The organism is Coriobacteriia bacterium, assembly GCA_034370385.1.
Lineage (GTDB): Bacteria > Actinomycetota > Coriobacteriia > Anaerosomatales > PHET01 > JAXMKZ01.
Window position 1 is genome coordinate 72,055 of record JAXMKZ010000019.1, and the last position, 21,488, is coordinate 93,542.

Here is a 21,488-nt window from a genome sequence, read left to right on the forward strand (position 1 = left end):
CGTGAAGCGTCACCCGTGAGACGAAAGAAGGGTGTGCGAACGTGAGCGATCAAGACTTCTTCTTCGACGAGGATGAGGCTACGCCCGAGAAGACCGCTGAGGCGCCGAAGAAGAGCGCGAGCTCGAAGCCGGCTGCGTCCAAAGAGCCCGCGGCGGCTGTGGCGGCGTCGGGTGAGCAGAGCGTGTCATTGACGGTGACGGTGCTCGTTGCTGTCGTGGCCGTGTTGGTTGGCGTGATCCTCGGTATCTTCATCGGACGCGGACTTGCGGCCCCGGCCCCCGTCGCGACCGGCATGCCCGGCTCGACTGCTCCGGCGAATCAGCCGGCCCCGCAGCTGACCCCCGAGCAGCTCCAGGGCGGCGAGATGCCTCCTGGACACCCGCCCGTCGGCGGTGACGCCGGAGCGGCTACCGGTACTGCTGAGCCCGGTGGGTCTACCGAGACCACCAAGAGCGAGTAGAGCCCGTACACAAGCGGGCCCGGCGAGCCCCTGCGAAGGGGTCCACCGGGCCCGTTTACTTGTCACCCCGGAATCACAAGGAGGTCGCCCGTGGCGATCAACAAGGCCAACACACCGCTGTGGATGAAGGCGACACTGATCCTTCTTGCCATCGTCTTCTTGTTCGGCTTCATCTCGATCGGTGCTTCGCCGTTCGTCGACAGCGGCACGGCGCCGCCCGCCGCGGGCACGACCGACGCCATCGCGCAGCAGTTCCAGCCGACGGTCGCGGCGCTCACAGCGGCGCTCCAGAGCGATCCGGAGAGCTACACCGCCCTGGTCAACCTGGGCAACACCTACTTCGACTGGGCGATCCAGACTCAGCAGGCGAGCCAGACCAATACCGCAACCATCGGCGCCGAGCAGCCGCTTTGGGTCGCTGCCAAGGACGCCTACGGTCGCGCGGTGGCGCTCAACCCTGATGAGCCGCCCGTGGTCGTGGACTACGCGATCACGGTCTTCTACACCGGCGATACCAACAAGGCGATCGCCGAGGTCGAGAGAATCGTCAAGGCAAACCCCGACTTCGCACCGGCATTCTTCAACATCGGGATCTTCTATGGCGCGCTCGGTGACACGGCGAACGCCGTCGCTTCGTTCAAGAAGTATCTCGAGCTCGACCCGAACGGCGAGCAAGGCAATGCCGATTTCGCCAAGCAGGAGATCGAGCGGCTGGAAGGACAGGCTGCCCCGCCGTCCGTGCCCGCCACGTCCGCGCCCTAGGGTACGGCCGGGGCCCTAGGCCTGATCCACCGCATGACAACGGGCGTCCTTCGGGGCGCCCGTTTCCCTTCAACCGTGCGCGCCACGGGCACTACGGAGTGGGGACTGCGATCTGTCTGGCCTCTTCGATCGTGCTTGCTGTGGCGAAGATGCCGTTGAGCCGCGTGAGCGACAAGATGTTGTCGACCGTCTCATTGGTGACCAACACCAGCCGCCCGCCCTGAGCGCCATACTCCTTGGATAGCGCCAGAAGGAGCCCCAGACCCGATGAGTCGAGGTACTCGAGCCCCGAGAGGTCTACAATCGTGGCTGATGGCGCCGAGCTGAGGATTCGGTCGATGTTCATCCTGAACCCGGAGCATTCGCCGTAGTCGAGATCGCCACGCAGCGTGAGCGTCCAACTGCTAGGGTCCTGCACAAGGTCTATGGTGAGCGCCATGTCGTCCTTCCTCGGGGTCGGGTGCACAATGATGGTACCCCTCTGGTGGGCAGTTTCTATCACCCCTTGTGTCTGAGTGGCGGTGGGCAGGGGCGAGCGGTACAATCGCTTATCACGGTTTGCCCCAACGGGTAGAGGAGCAGTCAGCCATGGAGTTGGACATTACGACCGATACTTCCGGTGGAGTGTGCACGATGCGCCTTGACGGGGAAGTGGATGTCTATACGGCTCCTCGGCTCAAGGAAGCCCTCGTGAGTGCTATCGAAGGCGGTTGCACTAATGTGGTGATCGACCTCGATCAGGTCGGCTTCATCGACAGCTCAGGCTTGGGAGTACTCGTGAGCGGGCTGCGCCGGGCGCGCGAGAAAGACGGCGTCGTACGCATCGTGTGCTCAAGAGACAACGTGTTGAAGATCTTCCGCATCACGGGTTTGGACAAGGTCTTTCCGATCTTCGCCGACGCGGCGGAGGCATCGCAGTTCTAGTCGCCGTTCGTTGACGGCGACGGCCGGCACCGTCGCGTGGCCTCGATGCATCATCAGTCGCGGGTCACCGCTCGTCGAGAAGGTGGGTACGTGTTCGGGATCAGCGGCTTTGAGCTGCTCATCATCTGTGCGTTGATCCTCATCATCTTCGGGCCGGATAAGCTGCCCGAGCTGGGGCGCACCGTCGGCCGTGCCATGGGCATGTTCAAGCGCGCCCAAGAGGACATGGAGCGCGTGATCCGCTCGGAGATGTACACGAGCGATACCAAAGCCGCTGCAGACAAGCGCGAGGCCCAGTCGGTCGCCGCGGACACCACGGGAACCGCGGCCAAGGCCACCCCGGCCGCCACGATCTGGGCTTCGACCGACGAGGGCGACGAGGAGGAAGACGAGGAGTAGTCCTCGCAGAACACCATGCCCATCGGACCCAAGCGCCTTCCATTCTTCGAGCACATCGCCGAGCTGCGTCAGCGGCTGGTCATCATCGTGCTCACGCTCTTTGTGGGCTCGACGGTTCTGTACTTCGACCCGTTCTTCACGGTCATCCTCGACTGGATCCTGGCCCCGATCATCGACATGATCCCCGAGGGGAAGCTCAACGTCTTCGGTCCGTTCGAGACGTTCACCTTCCGGTTCAAAGTCGCGTTCTTCGCATCGATCGTCATCTTCAGCCCGATCCTCATCTGGCAGATCATGGCGTTCTTCCTGCCCGCGCTCAGGCCCAAAGAGCGCAGGTGGTTCGTGCCGACGGTCTTCGCGGCCATCGCCCTGTTCCTTGCCGGTGCCGGGTTCGCGTACGGCGTGATCATGGAGCCGGCGTTCGAGTTCATGTTCACCCAGGGTGGCGACACCGTCGCAATCATCCCGTCTGCCGACCGGTTCCTGACGGGCATCGGGTTGCTGCTCATCGGTTTCGGGATGGCTTTCGAGATTCCGATCATCGTGTTCTACTCGATCGGTTTCGGCCTCATCCCGTACAAGAAGCTTCGTGAGAGCTGGCGCTACGCGTATGCGGGGCTGGCCGTGGTCGCGGCGGTGGCCACCCCTGACTGGTCGCCCGTCACCATGGGCATGCTCGGGGTCTCACTCGTTCTCCTGTACGAGGGAAGCCTGATGCTGGCTCGTGTCGTCTTCGCCAAGCGCATCAAGGAGCAAGCAGCGTTCGCAGCCGAGCTGGAGTAACGAGAGGTCTGGCGCCCGCATGCATGAGATGGGAATCACGGCAGGCATCTTGGACGCGTCGATCGAGGCGGCCGAGAACGCCGGAGCCACACGAATCGTCGAGATCAAGGTGAGCGTCGGCGAGCTCACTGAGATCGTCGAGTTCGCGCTGCAGTTTGCTTTCGAGGCCCTGACCCCGGGCACCATCGCCGAGGGTGCGATACTTGTCGTGAACCACGTCGGCGCCACCGCGCACTGCAATGAGTGCGGCATAGACTACGAGCACGATCGGTTCCAGATGCTGTGCCCGGAGTGCGACTCGCTCAACGTGACGCCTCTGACCGGGCGGGAGCTGCAGGTCGACTCCATAGAGACCGCTGACGAGCCAGACGACACCACCTCTGGCACCGCATAGGAGAACGACCCATGACGACTATCGATCTCTCCAAGCCCATCCTGGACCGCAACGAGAAGCTCGCCGCGCAGAACCGCGCACGCTTCGACGAGGCGGGCGTGTTCGTGCTCGACCTCATGGCATCCCCGGGGGCGGGGAAGACCTCGACGATACTTGCGACCATCGCTGCGCTGCGCGAGCGCTACGGAATCGCCGTCATCGAAGGGGACATCGCGAGCAAGGTCGACGCCGAGAAGGTCAAAGCCCACGGGATCCCCGCCGTGCAGATCAACACCGGTGGCGCATGCCACCTCGAGAGCGACATGATCCAGCGAGCGGTGTCCACGCTCGACCTCGACTCGCTCGATCTGATCATCATCGAGAACGTCGGCAACCTCGTGTGCCCGACCGAGTTCTATCTGGGCGAACACGCGAAGGTGATGATCCTGTCGGTGCCCGAGGGGCACGACAAGCCCTACAAGTACCCCGGTATCTTCCAGATCTCTGAAGCCGTGATCCTGAACAAGGTCGATACGATGTCCTTCTTCGACTTCGATGAGGCCGAGTTCGAAGGCGTCGTGCGCTCCCTGAATCCCCAGGCACCGATCTTTCGCATCGCGGCCACCAAAGGGGACGGCGTGCAGGAGTGGGCCGAGTGGCTCGCCGCGCGTATCGAGGTTGTGCGCACTGCCGCCGGCAAGGCAGCGAAATGATCTCGCGCGAGGAGGCCTACGCGCTCGTCGTCGAGCGCATACCGCAGCGAAACCTCGTGAGCCACTGCGTGGCGACCGAGCTCATCATGCGCGCGCTGGCCACGCGACTCGGGCTGCCGTCGGCTGACGTCGAGCGCTGGGGCCTAGCGGGGCTTCTGCACGACCTCGACTATGCCGAGACGGCCGAGGATCCCGCTCGCCACGGCCTGGTGTCTGCGGACGAACTGGCGGGCCTGATCGACGACGAGATGCTCCACGCCATTCTTGCGCACGCAGACAAGGCGCCGCGCGAGACGCCGATGGACCACGCGCTGTGGTGCGCGGATCCAACGACCGGGTTCATCGTGGCGGCGGCGCTGATCAGGCCGGAGAAGAAGCTTGCCGCGGTTGAGGTCGCAGCGCTCAAGAAGCGCTGGAAGGAGAAGGCCTTCGCTCGCGGCGCCAACCGAGAGCAGATGGCCGGACACGAGATGCTCGGGTTGGATCGCGACGAGTTCCTCGCCCTGTCACTGGCTGCGATGCAGGCTGACGCGGCGGCGCTTGGACTCTGAGCGCACCTGACTGGTGCAGCCTGCAGTTCTGCGCCTTCGGGTGCTCCAAACCTCGCCTTAGAAAACCGTGCGGCATATAGATGTATTGACAGCCGTGTGTATACTGCTCGGCACTGGCACCCAACACGTCGGAGGTTTCTGCCCCGTGAAGCTTGTCGTCACCGAAAAGAACATCGCCGCCAAGAAGCTCGCCGAGATTCTGGCCGTCGGCAAACCCAAGGCAGACAAGGTCTACAACACGCCCACGTACGCGTTTCGGCGCGACGGCGAGGACTGGATCGCCATCGGCCTGAAGGGTCACATCCTGGGCGTGGACTTCCCGCTGCAGCTGGTCCACGGCGACGGCTGGAAGGCCGTATGGGCCGAGGGTGACGACACCACCGTCGAGCTCCCCGCAGCGCTGCCGACGCCACCGTGGCCCAAGAAGAAGCCGTTCACCGTTGACGGGGTCGACCTGAAGACGTGGAAGCTTGCATCGCTGCCATTCCTCGTGTGGGCTCCCGTCGGCAAGACGCCGGCGGAGCGCGAGATCATCCGCGCACTGAAGTCGCTTGCCAAGAAGGCCGACGAAGTCGTCATCGCGACAGACTTCGACCGCGAGGGCGAGCTCATCGGCTCCGACGCCCAGAACCTGGTGCGTGCGGTCAACAAGAGCGTCCCGGTGCGCCGGGCGCGCTTCTCAGCCATCACCTCTGAGGAGATCGAGCGGGCGTTTGCCGAGATCACCGACGTGGATGACTGCCTCGCGCAGGCGGGGGAGTCGCGTCAGGACATCGACCTGGTCTGGGGTGCGGTGCTCACGCGCTACCTCACCATGGCGAAGTACTCAGGCTTCGGCAACGTGAAGTCCGCAGGGCGCGTTCAGACCCCGACGCTGGCACTCATCGTGGAGCGCGAACTGGAGCGCGAGGCGTTCGTTCCGACCACGTACTGGCAGGTCAAAGCGCGCTTCGCTTCAGGCGCTGACGAGTTCGGTGGCGGGCACGAGGGCAACAACTTCACCGTGGAGGAGCCCGCGACCAAGGCGATGGCGGCCATCGAAGGTGCCACGTCGGGCACGGTCGTCTCCGCAGAGAAGCAGCGTCGTAAGGTGGCGCCGCCGACGCCGTTCAACACCACCGCGCTTCAGGCTGCTGCGGCCGCCGAGGGCATCACGCCGGCGCGCACCATGCGCATCGCCGAGTCCCTCTACATGAACGGGCTCATCAGCTATCCGCGTGTGGACAACACCGTCTACCCGGATTCGCTCGACATCAAGGGGATCCTTGCCACGCTTGAGGAGGTTGCGACCTTCCGGCCCCACGCCAAGCGCATCGCTGCGGGGACGATCTCGCCGACGCGCGGCAAGAAGGAGACCACCGACCACCCGCCGATCCACCCCACCGGTGCCGGCGACTCCGAGAAGATGAAGCCGGAGGAGTACAAGCTCTATAACCTCGTGGCAAGGCGCTTCCTGGCCACCCTGTCGGGTCCGGCGATCGTCGAGGGCACCAAGGTCGGCATCGATGTGGCCGGGGAGCAGTTCGTGGTCAAGGGCGACGTCCTCGTGGAGCCGGGCTTTCGAGCGGTGTACCCGTACGGACTGAAGAAGGACGAGCAGCTGCCGGTCCTCGCGCAAGGCGACTCCGTCGACTTCCGTGACGCCGAGAAGCTGGAGAAGCAGACCGAACCTCCGAAGCGATTCAGCCAGGGCGGCCTCATTCAGGAGATGGAGAAGCGGGGTCTTGGCACGAAGGCCACTCGCCACGCGATCATCGAGCGGCTCTATGAGGTGCGCTACGCGGAGAACGACCCGGTCGAGCCCACGTGCCTTGGGCGCGCGGTCATCGATGCACTCACCGCATTCGCGCCGCGCATCACCACTCCGGACATGACCGCTGAGCTGGAAGCCGAGATGGACGACATCGCCAGCGGTCGAGTCACGCGCGAGGCGGTCGTCGGGCACTCGCGCGAGCTGCTCGCCCGCGTGATGGATGAGCTGATTCCGAAAGCCACCGAGGTGGGCGAGGCGCTCAAGGACGCGACCGCCGCGGACGCCAAGGTGGGCGTGTGTCCGAAGTCCGGTCATGACCTGCTCGTGAAGAGTTCGGCCAAGACCCGCGGCCAGTTCGTGGGCTGCTCCGGTTGGCCGGAGTGCGACGTGACCTTCCCCCTGCCGCAGGGCAAGATCGAGGCGGTTCCCGAGCTGTGCGAAGTCTGCTCAAGCCCGCAGATCAAGGTGATCCAGTTCCGCAGCAAGCCGTTCGTGCGCTGCCTTGACCCCAACTGCTCGACCAACTTCGAGCCGACGGTCGACATCGGTGCCTGCCAGACGTGCGAGCAAGACGGGCGCGCCGACGGCAGGATCATCGCCCAGCGCTCGCCCAAGACGCTCAAGCGCTTCGCCCGCTGCAAGAATCACGAGGAGTGCAAGACGTCGTACCCGCTGCCGGGGCGTGGCGAGATACAGGCCACTGGCGAGCGGTGTGAGGCGTGCAGCGCGCCGGTGGTGGTCGTGCAGACCGCGCGCGGGCCGTGGCGCATCTGCGTCGACCCCGAGTGTCCCGCCAAGGATGCCGACAAGGCGAAGAAGAAGCCCGCTCGTGGAAAGGCGCCTCGGAAGAGCGGTGGCAAGGCTTGATGCGATCCTAGGCCGATACGTGGAGCTTGAGTCCGAGGGACCGCACGACCTTCTGCACCGTGCCGAACTCGGGATTTCCCTCAGCGGACAGAGCTTTGTACAGACTTTCCCGTCCTAGCCCTGTCTCCCGTGCAATCTGCGTCATCCCCTTGGCACGCGCGATGTCTCCAAGGGCAGCGGCGAGAAGCGCCGGATCGTCCTCTTCGAGCGCGGCGTCGAGGTATGCAGCCATCGCCTCATCAGAGTCGAGGTAGCGGGTCACATCCCAAGGATGGGTCTTAGTCTTGGCCATTGCCGTCCTCCTCACAGTTCGCGAGCGAGTTCCTTCGCACGTTCAATGTCCCGCTTCTGGGTCGACTTGTCGCCGCCCGCCAGCAAAACGATCACGGTGTCGCCGTGCTGGATGAAGTAGACGCGATAGCCTGCACCATAGGTGATCCTGAGCTCATGGACGCCCTCTCCGACCGACTTGACGTCACCGAGGTTTCCCAGTGAGACCCGTCGAATGCGAGAGGCGACACGAAACTGCGCGTTAAGGTCACGCAGCGACTCGAACCACTTCTGGAATACGTCAGTCTCCCGAATCTGGTACATACCGCAATTGTATCCCCAAAGATACGCCACGGCAAGCGGGTGTAGTTATTCGGGCCAACAGGGGCTTCTGCTGACGCGCCGAACGCTGGCGCAATCGGGAAGCCGCGCGGCGCGCAGCTCAAGCCCTACGACCTTCGCCGCGCTCCCCGTGAGCGAACCGCTGCTCTCGGGGAAGTACTTGGCGAGACCCCGATCAGGAGGCCGCTATGCGAATCGCCGTCATTCAGCATCAGCTGCTCGAGGACCCGGCCGTTCGCGGTGATGCGCTGAGGGCCGCGATGGATGCGGCTGCCGCAAGCGGGGCTGAGCTCGTGGTCGTGCCTGCAGTCCCGGGATGGCCACCTGACGTGCTGGAAGCGCTCGCGGCGGCCCCTGGTAGCGGCCCGTCGTGTGTGTGGGCGACGCCGGGCGTGTGGCCCGAGGGGTGCGAGCTCGTACCGCGTGCCGAGTCTTTGGGCCGCGTCCTGAGCATCGCCGGCGATGCCTGTTTCGACCCGGCGCTGTGGGCGCGCGCACTCGAGTGGGAGCCCGATGCGCTGATTCTGTCCCCGGGCTCTGAGAGCGAGCTTCAGGCCGAGGCCGCGCTGGAGGTGGCCATCGCGCTGTCGGATGCCGTGTGCGGGTTGGTGATCGTCGCCGAGTGCGTGGGTGCCGAGCCGGGGGAGCCGGGGCACGGCGGCAGTGCCATCATCCATCTGGGCGACGTCGTGGCGGAGGCCATCGGCGAGGAAGACCTGCTTGTGGCCGACGTTCCGGTGCCGGTGCTGCCTCCTGAGCCGCGCGAGCCGCTTCCTGAGGTGCCGGTCATCTTGGCGCAACGCCTCGCTCATCACGCCGGCCGCAAGCCCGAGGTCGGCTACCTGGCAGACCTCTCGGATGGTTCGCTCAGGCGCTGAACCGCGCGCGTTCACGCCCGGGGCGCATGTTAGAATCCGCATGCTGTAGACGCGCGCGGTACACGGGTGTCCCGCGCATGCGAAAGAGGGGTATCGATGTCATTTCCCAAGGTCACGGTGGTAGGAGCCGGGCAGGTCGGCGCGACGGCGGCGCAACTGCTCCTGCTGCACGAAACCGCTGATGTCGTCATGATCGATGTGGCGGAAGGGCTGCCGCAGGGCAAGGCTCTCGACCTGATGCACCTGCGCTCGGTCGAGCGGTTCGCTCCGTCGATCAAGGGCACCAACGACTACGACGACACCGCTGGAAGCGATGTGGTCGTCATCACCGCAGGGCTGCCGCGCAAGCCGGGCATGACGCGCGACGACCTGCTCGCGGCCAACAGCGACATCATGCGCAGCGTGATCGTTCAGGCGGTCGAGGCGTCGCCCGACGCGGTCTTCGTGTGCGTCACGAACCCGCTCGACATCATGACGTACCTGGCGTGGCGCGAGTCCGGACTGCCCTACGAGCGCGTGCTGGGGATGGGGGGCGTTCTCGACTCCGCCCGCTTCGCTTACGCCGTTGCCGATCACACGGGAGCGCCGATCGATGAGATCGATGCGCTCGCCATGGGTGCGCACGGCGACGCGATGGTCCCGATGCCGCGCTTCACCACCATCAACGGGGTGCCGATCACCGAGCTGTTCCACGCACACGAGGTCGACGCGCTGGTCGAGCGCACCGTCTTTGGTGGTGCAGAGGTGGTCGCCCTGCTCAAGACCGGATCCGCCTACTACGCGCCGGCGGGCTCGATCGCCGCGATGGTCGATGCGATCCTCGGCGACTCGGGCGCCCTGCTCCCCAGCTGCGTGATGCTCACCGGCGAGTACGGCATCGACGACGTCTACCTGAGCGTGCCTGCACGCCTAGGTGCGGGCGGCGTCCAGGGAGTGCCCGAGCTGCCGTTGCACGCGGCCGAGCTGACCGCGCTGCAGGAGTCGGCGGCCACCGTCGCCGCGGCCGTTGACGCCCTCGGTCTGAGGGCGTGACGTGGCGGATGCCGCGCATATAGCTGAGGCGGTGCGTGAGGCGATCGCCTCTGCCGCGTGCGACCTGCGCCCCGACGCTATGGCGGCGCTGGCCACCGCACGGGACGCGGAGCGCTCGCCGCGCGGTCGAGTGGTGCTCGGTCAGCTGCTGGACAACGCCCGGGTCGCGACGGCGGATCGGGTGCCGGTGTGCCAGGACACGGGCAGCGTCTGGGTGCGTATCGAGCTGGGCGAGGACGAGTCGCTCACCGGCGACGTGCAGCACGAGATCGACCGGGCCGTCGCTGCGGCCTACCACGATGCATCGCTGCGCATGTCGCTCGTGCGTGACGCGCTCTTCGACCGTCAGAACACGGGCGACAACACGCCTGCGTTCGTCGAGGTGGCGTGGCGCGCCGGCAGCGGCACGACGGTCCATGTGATGCTCAAGGGAGGCGGCTCCGACAACGCGAGCCGCATCGAGATGCTCACGCCCGACGAGGGCATGGACGGCGTCGAGCGCGTGGTGCTCGAGACCGTGACGGCCAAGGCGACGGGCGCATGCCCACCGCTGCTCGTGGGCGTGGGCGTCGGGGCAACCTTCGACAAGGTCGGCAGCCTCGCGAAGAAGGCGCTTCTGCGACCGATCGGGACGCCCCCGGACGATCCGCGCGCGGCGGCCTTTGAGGCCAAGCTGCTGCAGGCCATCAACGCCACCGGCATTGGCCCGGCAGGGCTCGGCGGCGACACGACCGCGCTGGCCGTGCACGTTGCCACGGCACCGTGTCACATCGCCGCGCTGCCCGTTGCGGTCAACATGGGGTGTTGTGCCATTCGCAGCGCGACGGTGGTGCTTGACTCGTGACCGAGACCGCGAAGGCATCGGCGGGGCAACCGGGTAAAGGCGCATTCGGTCGCCTCCTGAGGGACCCGCGCTTCCGTAGGCTGTGGACCGCGCAGCTCGTCTCGGGCATCGGCGACTGGCTCGTGATCGGCCTGCTCATCCCGATGGTCAGCGCGCTCTCAGGCGGCTCCTCGTTCGCTGTGGCAGGCATCCTCATCGCCAAGATCATCCCGGCACTGGTGCTGTCGGGCGTGACCGGGGCGCTCGTGGACCGGTTCGACCGGCGCAAGACGATGATCGTGGCCGATGTCGTGCGTGCGCTGCTCGTCTTGGTGCTGCTGTCGACGAACTCGCTCTTCGCCATCTACGCGATCGTGCTCCTCATGGAGACGGCGTCGCTCTTCTTCTGGCCGGCCCGCAACGCGCTCATCCCGTACCTGGTCGAGGAGGGTGACGTCACCGTCGCGAACGGCGTGATGTACACGACCCAGCAGGCGTCGATGCTGATCGGGCTCACGGCATCGGGCGCGATACTGGCCGGCTTCGAGGCGGTCGTGCGCACGGTGATCGCCGCCGACATGCCGGTGGTCGACTACCTCGTCGGGCTCGCCTCACCGGCACTGCTCGGTCCTCGTGCCGGCTTCTTCCTCGACTTCATGACCTTCTCGATCTCGGCGCTCATCATCTCAAGCATCCGCGTTGACGCCAGGCCGCCCGGCAGCAAGGAGGCGTTTCGCCTGTCGCTTCTGGGCCGCGACGTCAGGGAGTCGTACACGTTTCTGCGCGACCATCGCGAACTGAAGGGGCTGCTCGTCACCCTCTTCTTCGCGATTCTGGGCGGCGGCGCCATCATCCCGGTAGGGCTCGACTATGTGAAGACGCTTGTGAGCGGGCCGGTCTTCGCCGAGGGGCTCGCGTGGCTCCAACAGCTCTCTGGCAGCCCGCAGACGTTCATGCTCGTGTTCATGGCGGCCGGCATGGTGGTGGGTGCGCTGATCGTGCCCCGGCTCGAGCGCGCTCTCTCGCTGCAGGTGCTGTTCGCCGGTAGTGTGGCCGGATTCGGCCTGGCGATGCTCGGGTTTGCCAGTGTGCCGGTGTACGGGTTGGCCGGGCTCTTCGCGATGGGGGCGGGCGCGTGTATCGCGACGCTCACCGTGGCGGGCAACAGCTACGTGGTCCAGACGACCTCCGATGAGATCCGCGGACGGGTCTTCACCGCGCTTGAGAGCGTGGTGCGTGTGGCGCTGCTGCTGTCGATGGTGGTCATGGCGCCCCTGAACGACATCATCGGCGGCTACGTCTTGGCGTTTGTCGAGGCGAACGGACTGGCGCCCGATATGCTGGCGCTGACCGGCCCGCGCATCACGCTGATGCTGTCGGCGACGATAGTGCTGGGCGCCGCGGTCTATGGCTTCACCGCGCTGCGTTGGCAGGAGTGCGATGACGAGGGCGAGCCGTGCGAGGAGGTGGCGACGTGAGGACCGCGAAGCGTATCGATCTGCCGGCCTCGCGTGAGGCGCTGGCGGCCCTCAGCGTCGGCGAGGAGGTGGCGCTGTTCGGCGACGTCTATACGGCGCGGGATGCCACTCATGCGCGCTTGCTGGCCGAACTCGAGGCCTCGGGGGAGCTGCCCTTCGGGCTGGCCGGGCAGACGCTCTTCTATGCGGGTCCTACGCCGGCGGCCGCAGGCAGGCCGGTCGGTGCCGTTGGTCCGACCACCGCCAAGCGCATGGATGCGGCCACGCCGGCGCTCATGGGGGCGGGCATCGTCGCCACCATCGGTAAGGGAGCGCGCTCCGGTGCCGTGCGCGACGCGTGTGTCGCGACGGGCGGCGTCTACTTCGCCGCAGTCGGGGGTGCCGCGGCGCTGCTGGCGACCCATGTGGACGACGTCGAGCCGGTCGCCTACGCCGAACTGGGCACCGAGGCGCTCGTGCGGATGCGCCTTGTCGGGCTTCCAGCGTTCGTGGCGCTCGACACGCGCGGCGGAGACCTGTACGCACAGGCGCCCGCCGACTGGCGTGCGCAGGTGCCCCGGTGAGCGGCGTCTTCATCACCTTCGAGGGCGGCGAGGGCACCGGCAAGTCCACGCAGATCGCGGCGCTGGCCCGGCGGCTTCAGTCAGCCGGCGTCGTCGTGCGGTTGCTCCGCGAGCCGGGCGGCACAGCGGCGGGAGAGGCCATTCGCCGGATACTGCTGGACCCGGACCACGACGGCCTCAGCGCGCGCGCTGAGCTGCTGCTGTACGAGGCCGCACGCGCACAGCTCGTGGCCGAGGTGATTCGTCCCGCGCTTGAAGCGGGCGAGGTCGTCATCTGCGATCGCTTCTTCGACTCCACCACGGCCTATCAGGGCTACGCACGCGGGCTGGATCTGGCCGAGGTGCGCGAGCTCCACGCCACGGCCACAGGCGGGCTGTCTCCGGACCGCACCATCGTGCTCGACATCGATCCGGCCGCCGGACTCGCGCGGGCCACCGCGCACGGAGCCGATCGGCTCGAGCGCGAGGACATCGAGTTCCACAAGCGGGTGCGCGAGGGCTTCCTGGCGATTGCGGCCGCTGAGCCGCAGCGCGTCCGGGTCATCGACGCCAGCGGGACGATCGAGGACGTGGCCGCGCGTATCGCAGCAGCGCTTCGGGACGTGCCCGCAGTGCGCGTGGCGCTGGGTGAGAGCTCATGACGCGCACGGTCTGGGACGACCTGGTCGGGCAGCCTCGCGCGGCGCGCTTCTTGAGAAACGCGGTGGAAAGCGGACGCGTCAGTCACGCGTACCTGTTCGTCGGCCCTCCCGGCGTGGGCAAGAAGAGCGCCGCCAAGGCGTTTGCCTGCGCACTGCTGTGCGACGACGGTGGGTGCGGCAACTGCTCGGCATGTAGCCGCGTGAGGCGCGGGTCGCATCCGGACGTGCACCTGATCGAGCCCGAAGGGGCGAAGGGGTTCGTGGTCGAGCAGACGCGCGATCTGGTCAGAGACGTCCAGCTGGCGCCCATCGACGGCTCGCGCAAGGTCTATCTTGTCGAGAGCGCTGACCTGTTCAACGACAGCTCCGGCAACGCGCTGCTCAAGACGCTCGAAGAGCCGCCCGCCGATACGGTGATCGTGCTCATGGCGCATACGCTCGAGGCCGTGCTTCCCACCATCGCCTCGCGCTGTCAGGTGGTGCGGTTTCGGCGCCTGGCGCCCTCCGAGGCCATCTCGGTGCTGCAGGCCAAGACCGGCGCTGACGCGCACGAGGCGGCCGCTGCGCTCGCCGCTGCGGGCGGGGTCGTGGCGCGCGCCCGCGACTTTCTCGCAAGCCCCGCACGGCAGCTGGCCCGTGGGACGATCCTGGCAACCCTCAAGGACCTGTCGGTCATGGACGACCTCGACGTGCTGGGGGCGGTCAAGACGCTCCTTGCTGCCGTGAAGGCGCCGCTTGAGGAGGTCAAGGCGGTTCACGCCGACGAGCTTCAGGAGCGGGCGGAGTTCGCCGGGCGCGGGGCACTGAAATCGCTTGAAGAGCGGCACAAGCGCGAGCTCACGTCGCGCGAGCGAGAGGGGGTCGGGGAGGTCCTGAACGTAGCGGAAGCGTGGATACGCGACTGCCTCGTCCTCTCCATCGATCTGCCCGATCTGGTCGTCAACGCTGATGCATCCGATGCTATGGTGGAGGTGGCTGACGTGGTCTCGCCGGCGGCCGCGACCCGGGCACTTTCGGCCGTCAACGTGGCCCGGCGCCGAATCTCGTATAATGTGAGCCCCCAGCTGGCCGTCGAGGCCATGCTGTTCGATATTCGAGAGGTACTCAAATGCCCACGGTAGTCGGAGTCCGACTCCGTTTCTCCAAGACGCTCTGGTTCGACCCCGCCGGTGCAACTCCGGCTGAGGGCGACGTCGTCGTGGTCGAGACTGAGCGTGGAACTGAACTTGGAACGGTCGTCCAGCCGCCGCATGACGTGGAGCGCTCGGCGCTGCCTGCGGCGCTCAAGCCCATGGCGCGCGTCGCCGACCAGAGCGATCTGGCTGTGGCGGCGCAGAACCACGAGCGCGAGGCCGAGGCGCTCAAGGTCTTCCGCGAGATGGTGGAGGAACGTCGGCTCGACATGAAGCCGGTGGACGTGGAGTACTCGTTCGGCGGCGACAAGATCGTCTTCTACTTCTCGGCCGAGGAGCGAATCGACTTTCGCGATCTGGTCAAGGAGCTTGCGAACCGGTTCCATGCACGCATCGACATGCGCCAGGTGGGAGTGCGCGATGAAGCGCGTGCGGTCGGTGGCGTCGGGCACTGCGGGCAGATGCTGTGTTGCGTGCGCTTCGGGGGCGATTTCCAGCCGGTCTCGATCCGGATGGCGAAGGAGCAAGATCTGCCGCTTAACCCCTTGAAAATCAGTGGTCTGTGCGGCAGACTCATGTGCTGTCTGCGCTACGAGTACGACGCGTACAAGGACTTCAAGGGTCGTGCTCCCAAGAAGGGCGCGATCATTGAGACCCCTGTGGGTCTGGCCAAGGTCGACGAGCTCAACACGCTTCGCGAGAAGGTCCGGATTCGCATGGAGGACGGCACTTCGGTTACCATCGCGCTTTCGGAGATGGAGTGTGCCAAGGGAAGCGGGTGCCCGTGTTCGGTCACTCGCGAGTCGCTGGAAGAGGCCTCGGCGGGCACGTTGCCCGCGCTGGTGGCGGAAGCCGCGGCCGCTGCTAAGCCGCCCGCTGCGGAACCCGTAGCGGCCAAGGACGAGCCGGCGAGAGAGTCGTCGGGTCGCAAGCGGAGGCGACGCAAGTCGTCGGGTGGCGGCGGGAGTGAGCAGGCGAGCGGATCACAAGGCGAGCAGCCCAAGCAGGCTGCGAAGCGAGCACCCCGCGAGCAGGCGAAGCCGGCACCGTCTCAGCCCACGGGCGAGGGCGGCGGCCAGAGTGACGCTCAGGGCGGTGCTGAGGGCGGCGACAAGCCGACGCGCAGCAGTCGCAGGCGTCGCAGGCGCAGGCCGTCTGGCGGCGGTGGCGGTGGCGGGGCAGAAGGCGCCTCGTAGGTTGACAGGTGTTATCAGGCCGACGTAGCTCAGCTGGTAGAGCAGCGCACTCGTAATGCGCAGGTCAGCGGTTCGAATCCGCTCGTCGGCTCCACGAACTACACGCGAGGACTTCGGTCCTCGCCTTTGTTTGGGGTGGCGAAGTTCGGATGCGCCTGGTTGACGCGACGCATTGGGCCGCCAGCTCCGAACAAGGCGCTTTGTGCATTTGGCATCGCGCTGGGGCGGGCAATGGTCGCGGCTCAGGCAATCTGCGAGACTCACGAAGAATGCCTTGGCAGCGCTGGGCTTCCCGGAAGTTGGATTCCGCGGGTCGCGCAAGCGTTACTAGGCGCATTGCTTTGGGGGCCTTCCGGGTTTCTGACACAGCATCCTTCGCACTGAAGTCGTAGGTTCAAATCCTACATCGCCCACCATTCACAACGAAACGCCCCTTCGGGTCCTTTTCGGAGGAACTCGAAGGGGTGTTTTAGCTGGTAGGACCCTATGTGACCGTCTTGGAGCGAGGCGTTCAAAAGTACGCCGTCGAGGATGCGCCGCTTGCCTTGGGTATCCGCACCGGCGAAGGCTAGTCGGGCACCAGCGGCGGTCTTTGCCAAGCGCTCCACCTGCGCCGTCTTGTCTTTGGTGCCACACGAAAGCGCATTGAGCCGCCGTTCGAAAGCTCGGCGCTGCTCGGCGATCTGGTCGCTCTTGGCACGGTACGCCTCCACCGGCACGACCCCTTCGAGGTAGCCGTCGAGCACCGCTCCAGATTCTTGCGATGGTCCAACCCAAGGTGTTGCAGTGCTACCATTGAGTCCCTGCCACCAGAGCCACACCGTGTGGCTGGGCACTCTTGATCACATTTCTTGTGCCACTGGGTGCGTGTTGCGGAACATGTATATGTCACATAACGAGGACACGGGGTGCGCACATGACAGACAGATCGAGACTTCAGGGTCGAATCAACTTCATGCCAGCAGTTGTCCCAGCTGTTCCATTGACCTACGCGACTCATCTGAATCTGTCGACGACGGGCCAAGAGGTCTTCCTCATGTTCTATGCTCCGGATCCCTCGCGCACCGCCGAGGAAGGAGACGTCCCTGCGGACTGCGTGGGGCGCATAGCCCTTACGACGGACAACTTTTTGCGTGTAGCTGCGTTGGTTGCGGCGGCCGCATCGGATTTGTCAGCTGAGACCGAGGACGAGAAATGACCTTTGGATCACAGGCTGCTTGTGTCAGCACTGCCCGGTATGTGGACACGGGAGACACACCCACATGGGATCGCGTGTTCATCGACGCGGTTTCTGTTTTGGCTCGTCACATCTCGGTCACAGGGACCGTCGTGGGGACTTTGGTGGCCCCTTTGGTAGAGCCCTTATTTGCCTCGGGCGTAGTGTATTCGGCTACCGAGATGTCCGCTGGGCCGCGTTTCACGACGGCTGACCCTGCAAGGGCGATGACCCCTTCGATTGCGTACTGCGACCTGCCTATTCTCGCGGGCTTCGCGTCGTCTGATTGGGCGGAGGTCAACCAGTTCTTGGCCATACATCCAGAGGTTCGAACGCGTCTGGAGTTGTTCCCTGCGCTCGCGACTGCGGTGGTGCCGGCGAGGATTGAGCGGATCCGGTTGGCAGCAATTGCAGACCCCGACGATGGCACGCTCTCACTGCTCATTCGGGTATTCGCGCCCGTCGCCGGTGAACACAAGCGCATCGCTGTCAAGCGGCTGCGCCGTTCATGGATTCGAGAGAGCCTGCCCGCATGCGCCCAGCGTTTCGTGGCGATATCAGTTCATTCGGAGACGAAGAAGTCATGTTCAACTGGAGCAAGTATCTAGACCTCGCCAGTGAGCTCGCTGTCACAGATGGCGCTAGTCCGCTTGCCGAGGCTTCATGGCGAACATCCGTGAGTCGAGCCTACTATGCGGCTTACTGTGTGACGGTTGAGTGGATGGAGAGTATGTTCATCCCCAAAAACGCAGACGAGCATATGGGCGAACACGAGCGGTGGTACACGAGTCTCGAACTGCGTAGCGACGACGCTTGTGACTTGGTTGATGCTCTGCGCGCGCTCAAGGCCGAGCGAGTCGCAGCGGACTACAAGTCGCATGAATCAATAACCGCTAGCACCGCCACCGAGGCGTGCGAAGAGGCGCGAGGAATTCTCCAGGATCTAAGCTTCCTTAGCTGACCAGCTTTATGCGGTTCGAAGCGCATCCAGTATCGCCCACCATTCATGAATGAAGGCCCGGAGGCATTCTTTTCGAGGAAGCCGAAGAGGCCTTTCCACTGGTAGGACCCTATGCGACCGTCCTCGACGGACAGGTTACAAAGTACGCCAGCCAGCACCTCGCGCTTGGTGGTCTCATCGGCGGCGTCGAAGTCGATGCGAGCACCCGCCCCGGTACGCGCCAGCGCTTCTACCTGCGCTGATAGGCCCTCGGGTGCTTCGGTCAGGCTCGAGATGCGGTTTTCCAAAGTGCGCCGCTCCTCGTCGAGCTCTGCTACCTTGGCGGCGTATGCCTCACGACTGACCACGCCGTCGAGCAGCTTGTCGAGCAACGCCGATGCACGCGCGGCATTCTGTGCTAGCGCGGCGTCGAAGGCCCCGCGATCGCGCGCCGCCGCCCTGCGGGCGTCGCCTTCGCGAAGGCGGGCCTCCTCGACGAGCGCCTCCACGATGTCGGGCGTGATGGCGATGGGGTCGAGCACGTCAGCGACCTCGGCCATGAGGAGCTCCTCGCGGGTGTAGGCCCGCTGGGAGCAGTCGCCCTTGTCGTGGGTGCAGCGGTAGTAGGTCAAACCCTTGTGGGCCCCGGCGGTTATCTTGGCTCCGCACTCGGCGCAGTACAGGAAGTCTCTGAGGACGCAGGAGCGCCTCTGGGCGTTGTTCGCGCGAGCTGTCTGTGGACGGGTGCCCGCTACTGCCAGATACTCTGACAACAGGTAGCGTCGAAAGAGGGGATATGCCGTGAGTGTCGGGGCAGCACCTATGGACGTGGCGACAGCGGCCCAAGTCCGCGACGCAGTTGCGCAACTTGCCGGGATTCGTTCCTCACTTCAGCCGAGTCTGATGGACTATTTGGCCATTGCGGCATCAATGCTTGGCGCCGTGTTCGCGGGTGCGGCGGCATTGGTCGCCGCAAGGAGCCTCAGACACACGGCCACTGCCCTCGCCGACTCACGCATTGCCGCTGATGCAGCTGTTGAGTCCACGGAAATTGCGCGGCGCGCGTCTGCAACCCAGCAGTTGGACCGCCTAGTCGCAGAGTTCGTGTCGAAGGAGTACCTCATACGCTTCTGGACTCTGGATGTGCTACTTCGCGAGATGTGGGGTGTCAGGGCCGACTACGGTACAGTCGTCTTTCGTGTGTTGCCGTTTCCGCCGAAACAGCAAGGCATCGCGGGAATGCTGGCACCAGAAGTAGCTCCCGACCGTGAGTTCTCGCTCGCCGACACAATCGCACCTGCATATTGTCGAAAGTGGGGGCACCTTGACGAGGTTGGCTTCATGCGGGATGCCTTGGGTCCACCGTGGTCGACATCACGTTCGGACCTGCCAGCGGCCTATGGCCTTGTGCTACGGCTCTGGTCTTGGGTCGTGGCTGGTGAGCCATCCGCAGTTGTAGATGGCGATGCTCGCTTCAGCGACGGCCCGCTCATCCGGGGCCTCATCGACGGCAAGCCGATTCCTGGCCGTATCGCCGAACTGAACGATGCATTTGGGGCCGATTTGGTGAATGCTTTAGTGTTTCACCGGGCAATCGCATGGCGCCTGTTTTCGAGCAAACACGACTTCCGCTACTACTGGAACGCGTATGGCCTGTGGGACATACGGTACAACGCCTTGGTCGACCTACTTCTCGAAGATGCCTCGAATCGCGAGCTCCTGAGTGATTCACAGCAGGAATACGCCGCAATTAGCGAAATGAATCTCGATTCGGAGCCTTGGGGCGAGGGCGCCAGCCCTCGCTACTGGAAGTTCCTTCATGAAGAATGGTTGGACGTCTCTTCGCCGATGTACAAACCTCCTAGTGACTCGGCGTGAGCTGGCTCTCTCCACGAACGCATCCACAATCGCCCACCGCCTGTATTGAAGACCTTTGAAGGCTCCCTGCTGAGGAGTTCGAATGGGCTCTTCCACCGCCAGGAGGGCTCTTGCCTCCTTCCGTGTAGCGGACGCCGTTCCCTTCGCGGGGATGGTGAGATACTCTGCGTTGAGGTAGGCGGGCTCAACCGAGGGGGTCTTGATGCGCGGACGTGCTGGCAAGATAGCCTTGACGGTTCTACTGTCCTTGGCAGTCGTGGGGATGACGTACGTCGTCATGCCCAATCCGGCGAAGGCGGCCACCACCAGCTACCTCTACAAGCAGGTCCTGTACTTGAAGTCGCAGATTGCGGCCATCAAGAAGACGAATGCTCAGCAGCAGAAGTCCATCGACGGTCTCAAGACATGGCAGAAGGCACAGATCGCGACCAATACCGCGCTGTCCGATCGTATCGACGCTATTCAGCCTACCCCTGGGCTCCAAGGGCCCGCAGGATCTAGAGGTGCAACCGGTCCCGCAGGACCTGCAGGTGCAACCGGTCCCGCAGGACCTGCAGGTGCAACCGGTCCCGCAGGACCTGCAGGTGCAATCGGTCCCGCAGGACCTGCAGGTGCAATCGGTCCCGCAGGACCTGCAGGTATAACTGGTCCCGCAGGACCTCAGGGCCCTCAGGGTTCGGCAGGGGTGGATGCGAGTACCGCGGCCGCGGCCTTCTGGCCGGGCGATGTTACTTTCACCGTTGGCGATAGCGTGAGTATCGGGGGCGGCGTTCTGGTCCATGCCTACGTGAATGGAATCGAAGTCGTGGAACCGCGCGCTTTCGGCCTCCTTCACTTCAATTCGGTCGATGTGCCGTGCCAAAGGCCCAATGGCGGCGGCCGACTTCTGTTTCCAACTACATCGTTCCCCAGGCCAATGCCGACCACGGCCTTGCTTGAGTACTGGGTCGAATGGGGTGGCGTCATGAAGCATGGGACAAGATCAGTGACCTTTCAGTAGCGTGCCGTGAACGCGGTCACAACCCCCGCCATAATCGTCCGCTAGACAAGACGGGTCTGGTACCTTCGGGTTTCAGACCCTTCTGGTTACAGGACCATCCACAATCGCCCACCAGTAAAACCGCAGTTCAGATGCGTGTAGCTTCTGGCCTGTTCGCTTTGAGGGGACTCGATCCATCTTCACGATCCGTCTATGACCGTGCGAGCTGAGCCGAATTGGCCGGAATCGCGGCAACGAGGACGCGCGAGATTGCCTCGCTTGGCACCACTCGCGAGCCCGATCTCGGCGTCCTGGGTCGAACTGCCGTGGAGGATCGCGCTGGCGTTCACCTGGTCCGAGCTCTCTGTTGGGGGCAGGGCTTCGGCCGCAATGCTGTCGCGGTGGTTGGCGCCGCCGGCCGGGGGTCGATAGGCTCAATGCGGGACAAGATCAGCCAAACGCCGTTTCATGTCGCACCCATAGGTTACGATGAAAAGAGCGCCATCCGAGGGGGTCGGCGCACCTCTTCCCCT

The 21,488-nt window shown here is 64.9% G+C and carries 26 protein-coding genes and 1 tRNA gene; 22 read left to right on the plus strand and 5 right to left on the minus strand.

Annotated elements, in window-relative coordinates:
• The first annotated feature begins 41 nt into the window (after window positions 1–41).
• Together U1E26_04610 and U1E26_04615 are read left to right on the plus strand one after the other, a co-directional pair.
• Window positions 42–461: a hypothetical protein gene (locus U1E26_04610; protein ID MDZ4168924.1), complete on the plus strand. Its 420-nt coding sequence runs from the start codon at window positions 42–44 to the stop codon at window positions 459–461.
• A 90-nt stretch (window positions 462–551) separates the two neighbouring features.
• The gene (locus tag U1E26_04615; protein ID MDZ4168925.1) at window positions 552–1,223 is read left to right on the plus strand and encodes a tetratricopeptide repeat protein; all 672 of its coding nucleotides are present in this window, start codon (window positions 552–554) and stop codon (window positions 1,221–1,223) included.
• A gap of 91 nt (window positions 1,224–1,314) precedes the next feature.
• On the opposite strand, the gene U1E26_04620 is transcribed toward U1E26_04615, so the two are convergent.
• A complete protein-coding gene (locus U1E26_04620) occupies window positions 1,315–1,662 on the minus strand; it encodes an STAS domain-containing protein (protein MDZ4168926.1) in 348 nt (115 codons plus the stop codon).
• Window positions 1,663–1,811: 149 nt separating this feature from the next.
• Here U1E26_04620 and U1E26_04625 point away from each other — a divergent pair, with 149 nt between their 5' ends.
• The 7 genes from U1E26_04625 to U1E26_04655 all read left to right on the plus strand — a co-directional run bounded on the left by U1E26_04625 (window position 1,812) and on the right by U1E26_04655 (window position 7,586).
• Complete coding sequence (locus U1E26_04625) at window positions 1,812–2,147, plus strand: STAS domain-containing protein (protein MDZ4168927.1); 336 nt, start codon at window positions 1,812–1,814, stop codon at window positions 2,145–2,147.
• A 90-nt stretch (window positions 2,148–2,237) separates the two neighbouring features.
• Entirely contained in the window at window positions 2,238–2,546 is a 309-nt protein-coding gene (gene tatA, locus U1E26_04630) for a twin-arginine translocase TatA/TatE family subunit (GenBank protein MDZ4168928.1), read from the plus strand.
• A 15-nt stretch (window positions 2,547–2,561) separates the two neighbouring features.
• A complete protein-coding gene (gene tatC / locus U1E26_04635; GenBank protein ID MDZ4168929.1) occupies window positions 2,562–3,329 on the plus strand; it encodes a twin-arginine translocase subunit TatC in 768 nt (255 codons plus the stop codon).
• 19 nt (window positions 3,330–3,348) lie between these two features.
• Window positions 3,349–3,723, plus strand: coding sequence for a hydrogenase maturation nickel metallochaperone HypA (gene hypA, locus U1E26_04640; GenBank protein MDZ4168930.1), 375 nt, complete (start codon window positions 3,349–3,351; stop codon window positions 3,721–3,723).
• 11 nt (window positions 3,724–3,734) lie between these two features.
• Window positions 3,735–4,415 (plus strand): hydrogenase nickel incorporation protein HypB, encoded by a 681-nt coding sequence (gene hypB / locus U1E26_04645; GenBank protein ID MDZ4168931.1) that lies wholly within the window; start codon window positions 3,735–3,737, stop codon window positions 4,413–4,415.
• Window positions 4,412–4,966, plus strand: coding sequence for an HDIG domain-containing protein (locus U1E26_04650; GenBank protein MDZ4168932.1), 555 nt, complete (start codon window positions 4,412–4,414; stop codon window positions 4,964–4,966). Before hypB ends, U1E26_04650 begins: the two co-directional genes overlap by 4 nt.
• A 145-nt stretch (window positions 4,967–5,111) precedes the next feature.
• Window positions 5,112–7,586: a DNA topoisomerase I gene (locus U1E26_04655; protein ID MDZ4168933.1), complete on the plus strand. Its 2,475-nt coding sequence runs from the start codon at window positions 5,112–5,114 to the stop codon at window positions 7,584–7,586.
• A gap of 7 nt (window positions 7,587–7,593) precedes the next feature.
• On the opposite strand, the gene U1E26_04660 is transcribed toward U1E26_04655, so the two are convergent.
• Both U1E26_04660 and U1E26_04665 read right to left on the minus strand, forming a co-directional pair.
• Window positions 7,594–7,878 carry an addiction module antidote protein gene (locus U1E26_04660; GenBank protein ID MDZ4168934.1) on the minus strand — a complete coding sequence of 95 codons (285 nt, stop codon included), beginning with the start codon at window positions 7,876–7,878 and terminating at the stop codon, window positions 7,594–7,596.
• 11 nt (window positions 7,879–7,889) lie between these two features.
• Window positions 7,890–8,180 carry a type II toxin-antitoxin system RelE/ParE family toxin gene (locus U1E26_04665; GenBank protein MDZ4168935.1) on the minus strand — a complete coding sequence of 97 codons (291 nt, stop codon included), beginning with the start codon at window positions 8,178–8,180 and terminating at the stop codon, window positions 7,890–7,892.
• A 206-nt stretch (window positions 8,181–8,386) separates the two neighbouring features.
• Between U1E26_04665 and U1E26_04670 the strand changes: the two genes are divergently transcribed.
• The 9 genes from U1E26_04670 (at window position 8,387) to U1E26_04710 (ending at window position 16,036) form a co-directional block, all read left to right on the plus strand.
• A complete protein-coding gene (locus tag U1E26_04670) occupies window positions 8,387–9,076 on the plus strand; it encodes a hypothetical protein (GenBank protein MDZ4168936.1) in 690 nt (229 codons plus the stop codon).
• A gap of 96 nt (window positions 9,077–9,172) precedes the next feature.
• On the plus strand, window positions 9,173–10,108 hold the full coding sequence (gene mdh, locus U1E26_04675; GenBank protein ID MDZ4168937.1) for a malate dehydrogenase: 936 nt from the start codon (window positions 9,173–9,175) through the stop codon (window positions 10,106–10,108).
• A 1-nt stretch (window position 10,109) separates the two neighbouring features.
• Window positions 10,110–10,952, plus strand: coding sequence for a fumarate hydratase (locus U1E26_04680; protein ID MDZ4168938.1), 843 nt, complete (start codon window positions 10,110–10,112; stop codon window positions 10,950–10,952).
• Complete coding sequence (locus U1E26_04685) at window positions 10,949–12,409, plus strand: MFS transporter (GenBank protein MDZ4168939.1); 1,461 nt, start codon at window positions 10,949–10,951, stop codon at window positions 12,407–12,409. The genes U1E26_04680 and U1E26_04685 overlap by 4 nt, the downstream gene beginning before the upstream one ends.
• On the plus strand, window positions 12,406–12,972 hold the full coding sequence (locus tag U1E26_04690) for a fumarate hydratase C-terminal domain-containing protein (protein ID MDZ4168940.1): 567 nt from the start codon (window positions 12,406–12,408) through the stop codon (window positions 12,970–12,972). Before U1E26_04685 ends, U1E26_04690 begins: the two co-directional genes overlap by 4 nt.
• Window positions 12,969–13,613: a dTMP kinase gene (gene tmk, locus U1E26_04695; protein MDZ4168941.1), complete on the plus strand. Its 645-nt coding sequence runs from the start codon at window positions 12,969–12,971 to the stop codon at window positions 13,611–13,613. The genes U1E26_04690 and tmk overlap by 4 nt, the downstream gene beginning before the upstream one ends.
• Window positions 13,610–14,734, plus strand: coding sequence for a DNA polymerase III subunit delta' (holB, locus tag U1E26_04700; GenBank protein MDZ4168942.1), 1,125 nt, complete (start codon window positions 13,610–13,612; stop codon window positions 14,732–14,734). Before tmk ends, holB begins: the two co-directional genes overlap by 4 nt.
• Window positions 14,722–15,942, plus strand: coding sequence for a stage 0 sporulation family protein (locus U1E26_04705; protein MDZ4168943.1), 1,221 nt, complete (start codon window positions 14,722–14,724; stop codon window positions 15,940–15,942). The genes holB and U1E26_04705 overlap by 13 nt, the downstream gene beginning before the upstream one ends.
• Before the next feature lie 18 nt (window positions 15,943–15,960).
• Window positions 15,961–16,036, plus strand: a tRNA-Thr gene (locus U1E26_04710).
• A gap of 307 nt (window positions 16,037–16,343) precedes the next feature.
• Here the strand turns inward: U1E26_04710 and U1E26_04715 are convergent.
• Window positions 16,344–16,688: a hypothetical protein gene (locus U1E26_04715; protein ID MDZ4168944.1), complete on the minus strand. Its 345-nt coding sequence runs from the start codon at window positions 16,686–16,688 to the stop codon at window positions 16,344–16,346.
• A 170-nt stretch (window positions 16,689–16,858) separates the two neighbouring features.
• Here U1E26_04715 and U1E26_04720 point away from each other — a divergent pair, with 170 nt between their 5' ends.
• On the plus strand, window positions 16,859–17,140 hold the full coding sequence (locus U1E26_04720; protein ID MDZ4168945.1) for a hypothetical protein: 282 nt from the start codon (window positions 16,859–16,861) through the stop codon (window positions 17,138–17,140).
• Between the two features lie 245 nt (window positions 17,141–17,385).
• On the plus strand, window positions 17,386–17,766 hold the full coding sequence (locus U1E26_04725) for a hypothetical protein (protein MDZ4168946.1): 381 nt from the start codon (window positions 17,386–17,388) through the stop codon (window positions 17,764–17,766).
• Between the two features lie 259 nt (window positions 17,767–18,025).
• Here U1E26_04725 and U1E26_04730 read toward each other — a convergent pair whose 3' ends face one another.
• The gene (locus U1E26_04730) at window positions 18,026–18,871 is read right to left on the minus strand and encodes a zinc ribbon domain-containing protein (protein ID MDZ4168947.1); all 846 of its coding nucleotides are present in this window, start codon (window positions 18,869–18,871) and stop codon (window positions 18,026–18,028) included.
• A 28-nt stretch (window positions 18,872–18,899) separates the two neighbouring features.
• On the opposite strand from U1E26_04730, the gene U1E26_04735 reads away from it, so the two are divergent.
• Both U1E26_04735 and U1E26_04740 read left to right on the plus strand, forming a co-directional pair.
• Entirely contained in the window at window positions 18,900–19,976 is a 1,077-nt protein-coding gene (locus U1E26_04735; protein MDZ4168948.1) for a hypothetical protein, read from the plus strand.
• Window positions 19,977–20,178: 202 nt separating this feature from the next.
• Window positions 20,179–20,976, plus strand: coding sequence for a hypothetical protein (locus U1E26_04740; GenBank protein MDZ4168949.1), 798 nt, complete (start codon window positions 20,179–20,181; stop codon window positions 20,974–20,976).
• Window positions 20,977–21,488: the final 512 nt, after the last annotated feature.

Bases quoted from the DNA above. Each gene is read 5' to 3' on its own strand.
- U1E26_04620 (MDZ4168926.1), bottom strand. From the start codon at position 1,662: ATGGCGCTCACCATAGACCTTGTGCAGGACCCTAGCAGTTGGACGCTC.
- U1E26_04625 (MDZ4168927.1), top strand. From the start codon at position 1,812: ATGGAGTTGGACATTACGACCGATACTTCCGGTGGAGTGTGCACGATG.
- tatC (MDZ4168929.1), top strand. From the start codon at position 2,562: ATGCCCATCGGACCCAAGCGCCTTCCATTCTTCGAGCACATCGCCGAG.
- hypA (MDZ4168930.1), top strand. From the start codon at position 3,349: ATGCATGAGATGGGAATCACGGCAGGCATCTTGGACGCGTCGATCGAG.
- hypB (MDZ4168931.1), top strand. From the start codon at position 3,735: ATGACGACTATCGATCTCTCCAAGCCCATCCTGGACCGCAACGAGAAG.
- U1E26_04650 (MDZ4168932.1), top strand. From the start codon at position 4,412: ATGATCTCGCGCGAGGAGGCCTACGCGCTCGTCGTCGAGCGCATACCG.
- U1E26_04660 (MDZ4168934.1), bottom strand. From the start codon at position 7,878: ATGGCCAAGACTAAGACCCATCCTTGGGATGTGACCCGCTACCTCGAC.
- U1E26_04665 (MDZ4168935.1), bottom strand. From the start codon at position 8,180: ATGTACCAGATTCGGGAGACTGACGTATTCCAGAAGTGGTTCGAGTCG.
- U1E26_04670 (MDZ4168936.1), top strand. From the start codon at position 8,387: ATGCGAATCGCCGTCATTCAGCATCAGCTGCTCGAGGACCCGGCCGTT.
- mdh (MDZ4168937.1), top strand. From the start codon at position 9,173: ATGTCATTTCCCAAGGTCACGGTGGTAGGAGCCGGGCAGGTCGGCGCG.
- holB (MDZ4168942.1), top strand. From the start codon at position 13,610: ATGACGCGCACGGTCTGGGACGACCTGGTCGGGCAGCCTCGCGCGGCG.
- U1E26_04705 (MDZ4168943.1), top strand. From the start codon at position 14,722: ATGCCCACGGTAGTCGGAGTCCGACTCCGTTTCTCCAAGACGCTCTGG.
- U1E26_04720 (MDZ4168945.1), top strand. From the start codon at position 16,859: ATGACAGACAGATCGAGACTTCAGGGTCGAATCAACTTCATGCCAGCA.
- U1E26_04725 (MDZ4168946.1), top strand. From the start codon at position 17,386: ATGACCCCTTCGATTGCGTACTGCGACCTGCCTATTCTCGCGGGCTTC.
- U1E26_04740 (MDZ4168949.1), top strand. From the start codon at position 20,179: ATGCGCGGACGTGCTGGCAAGATAGCCTTGACGGTTCTACTGTCCTTG.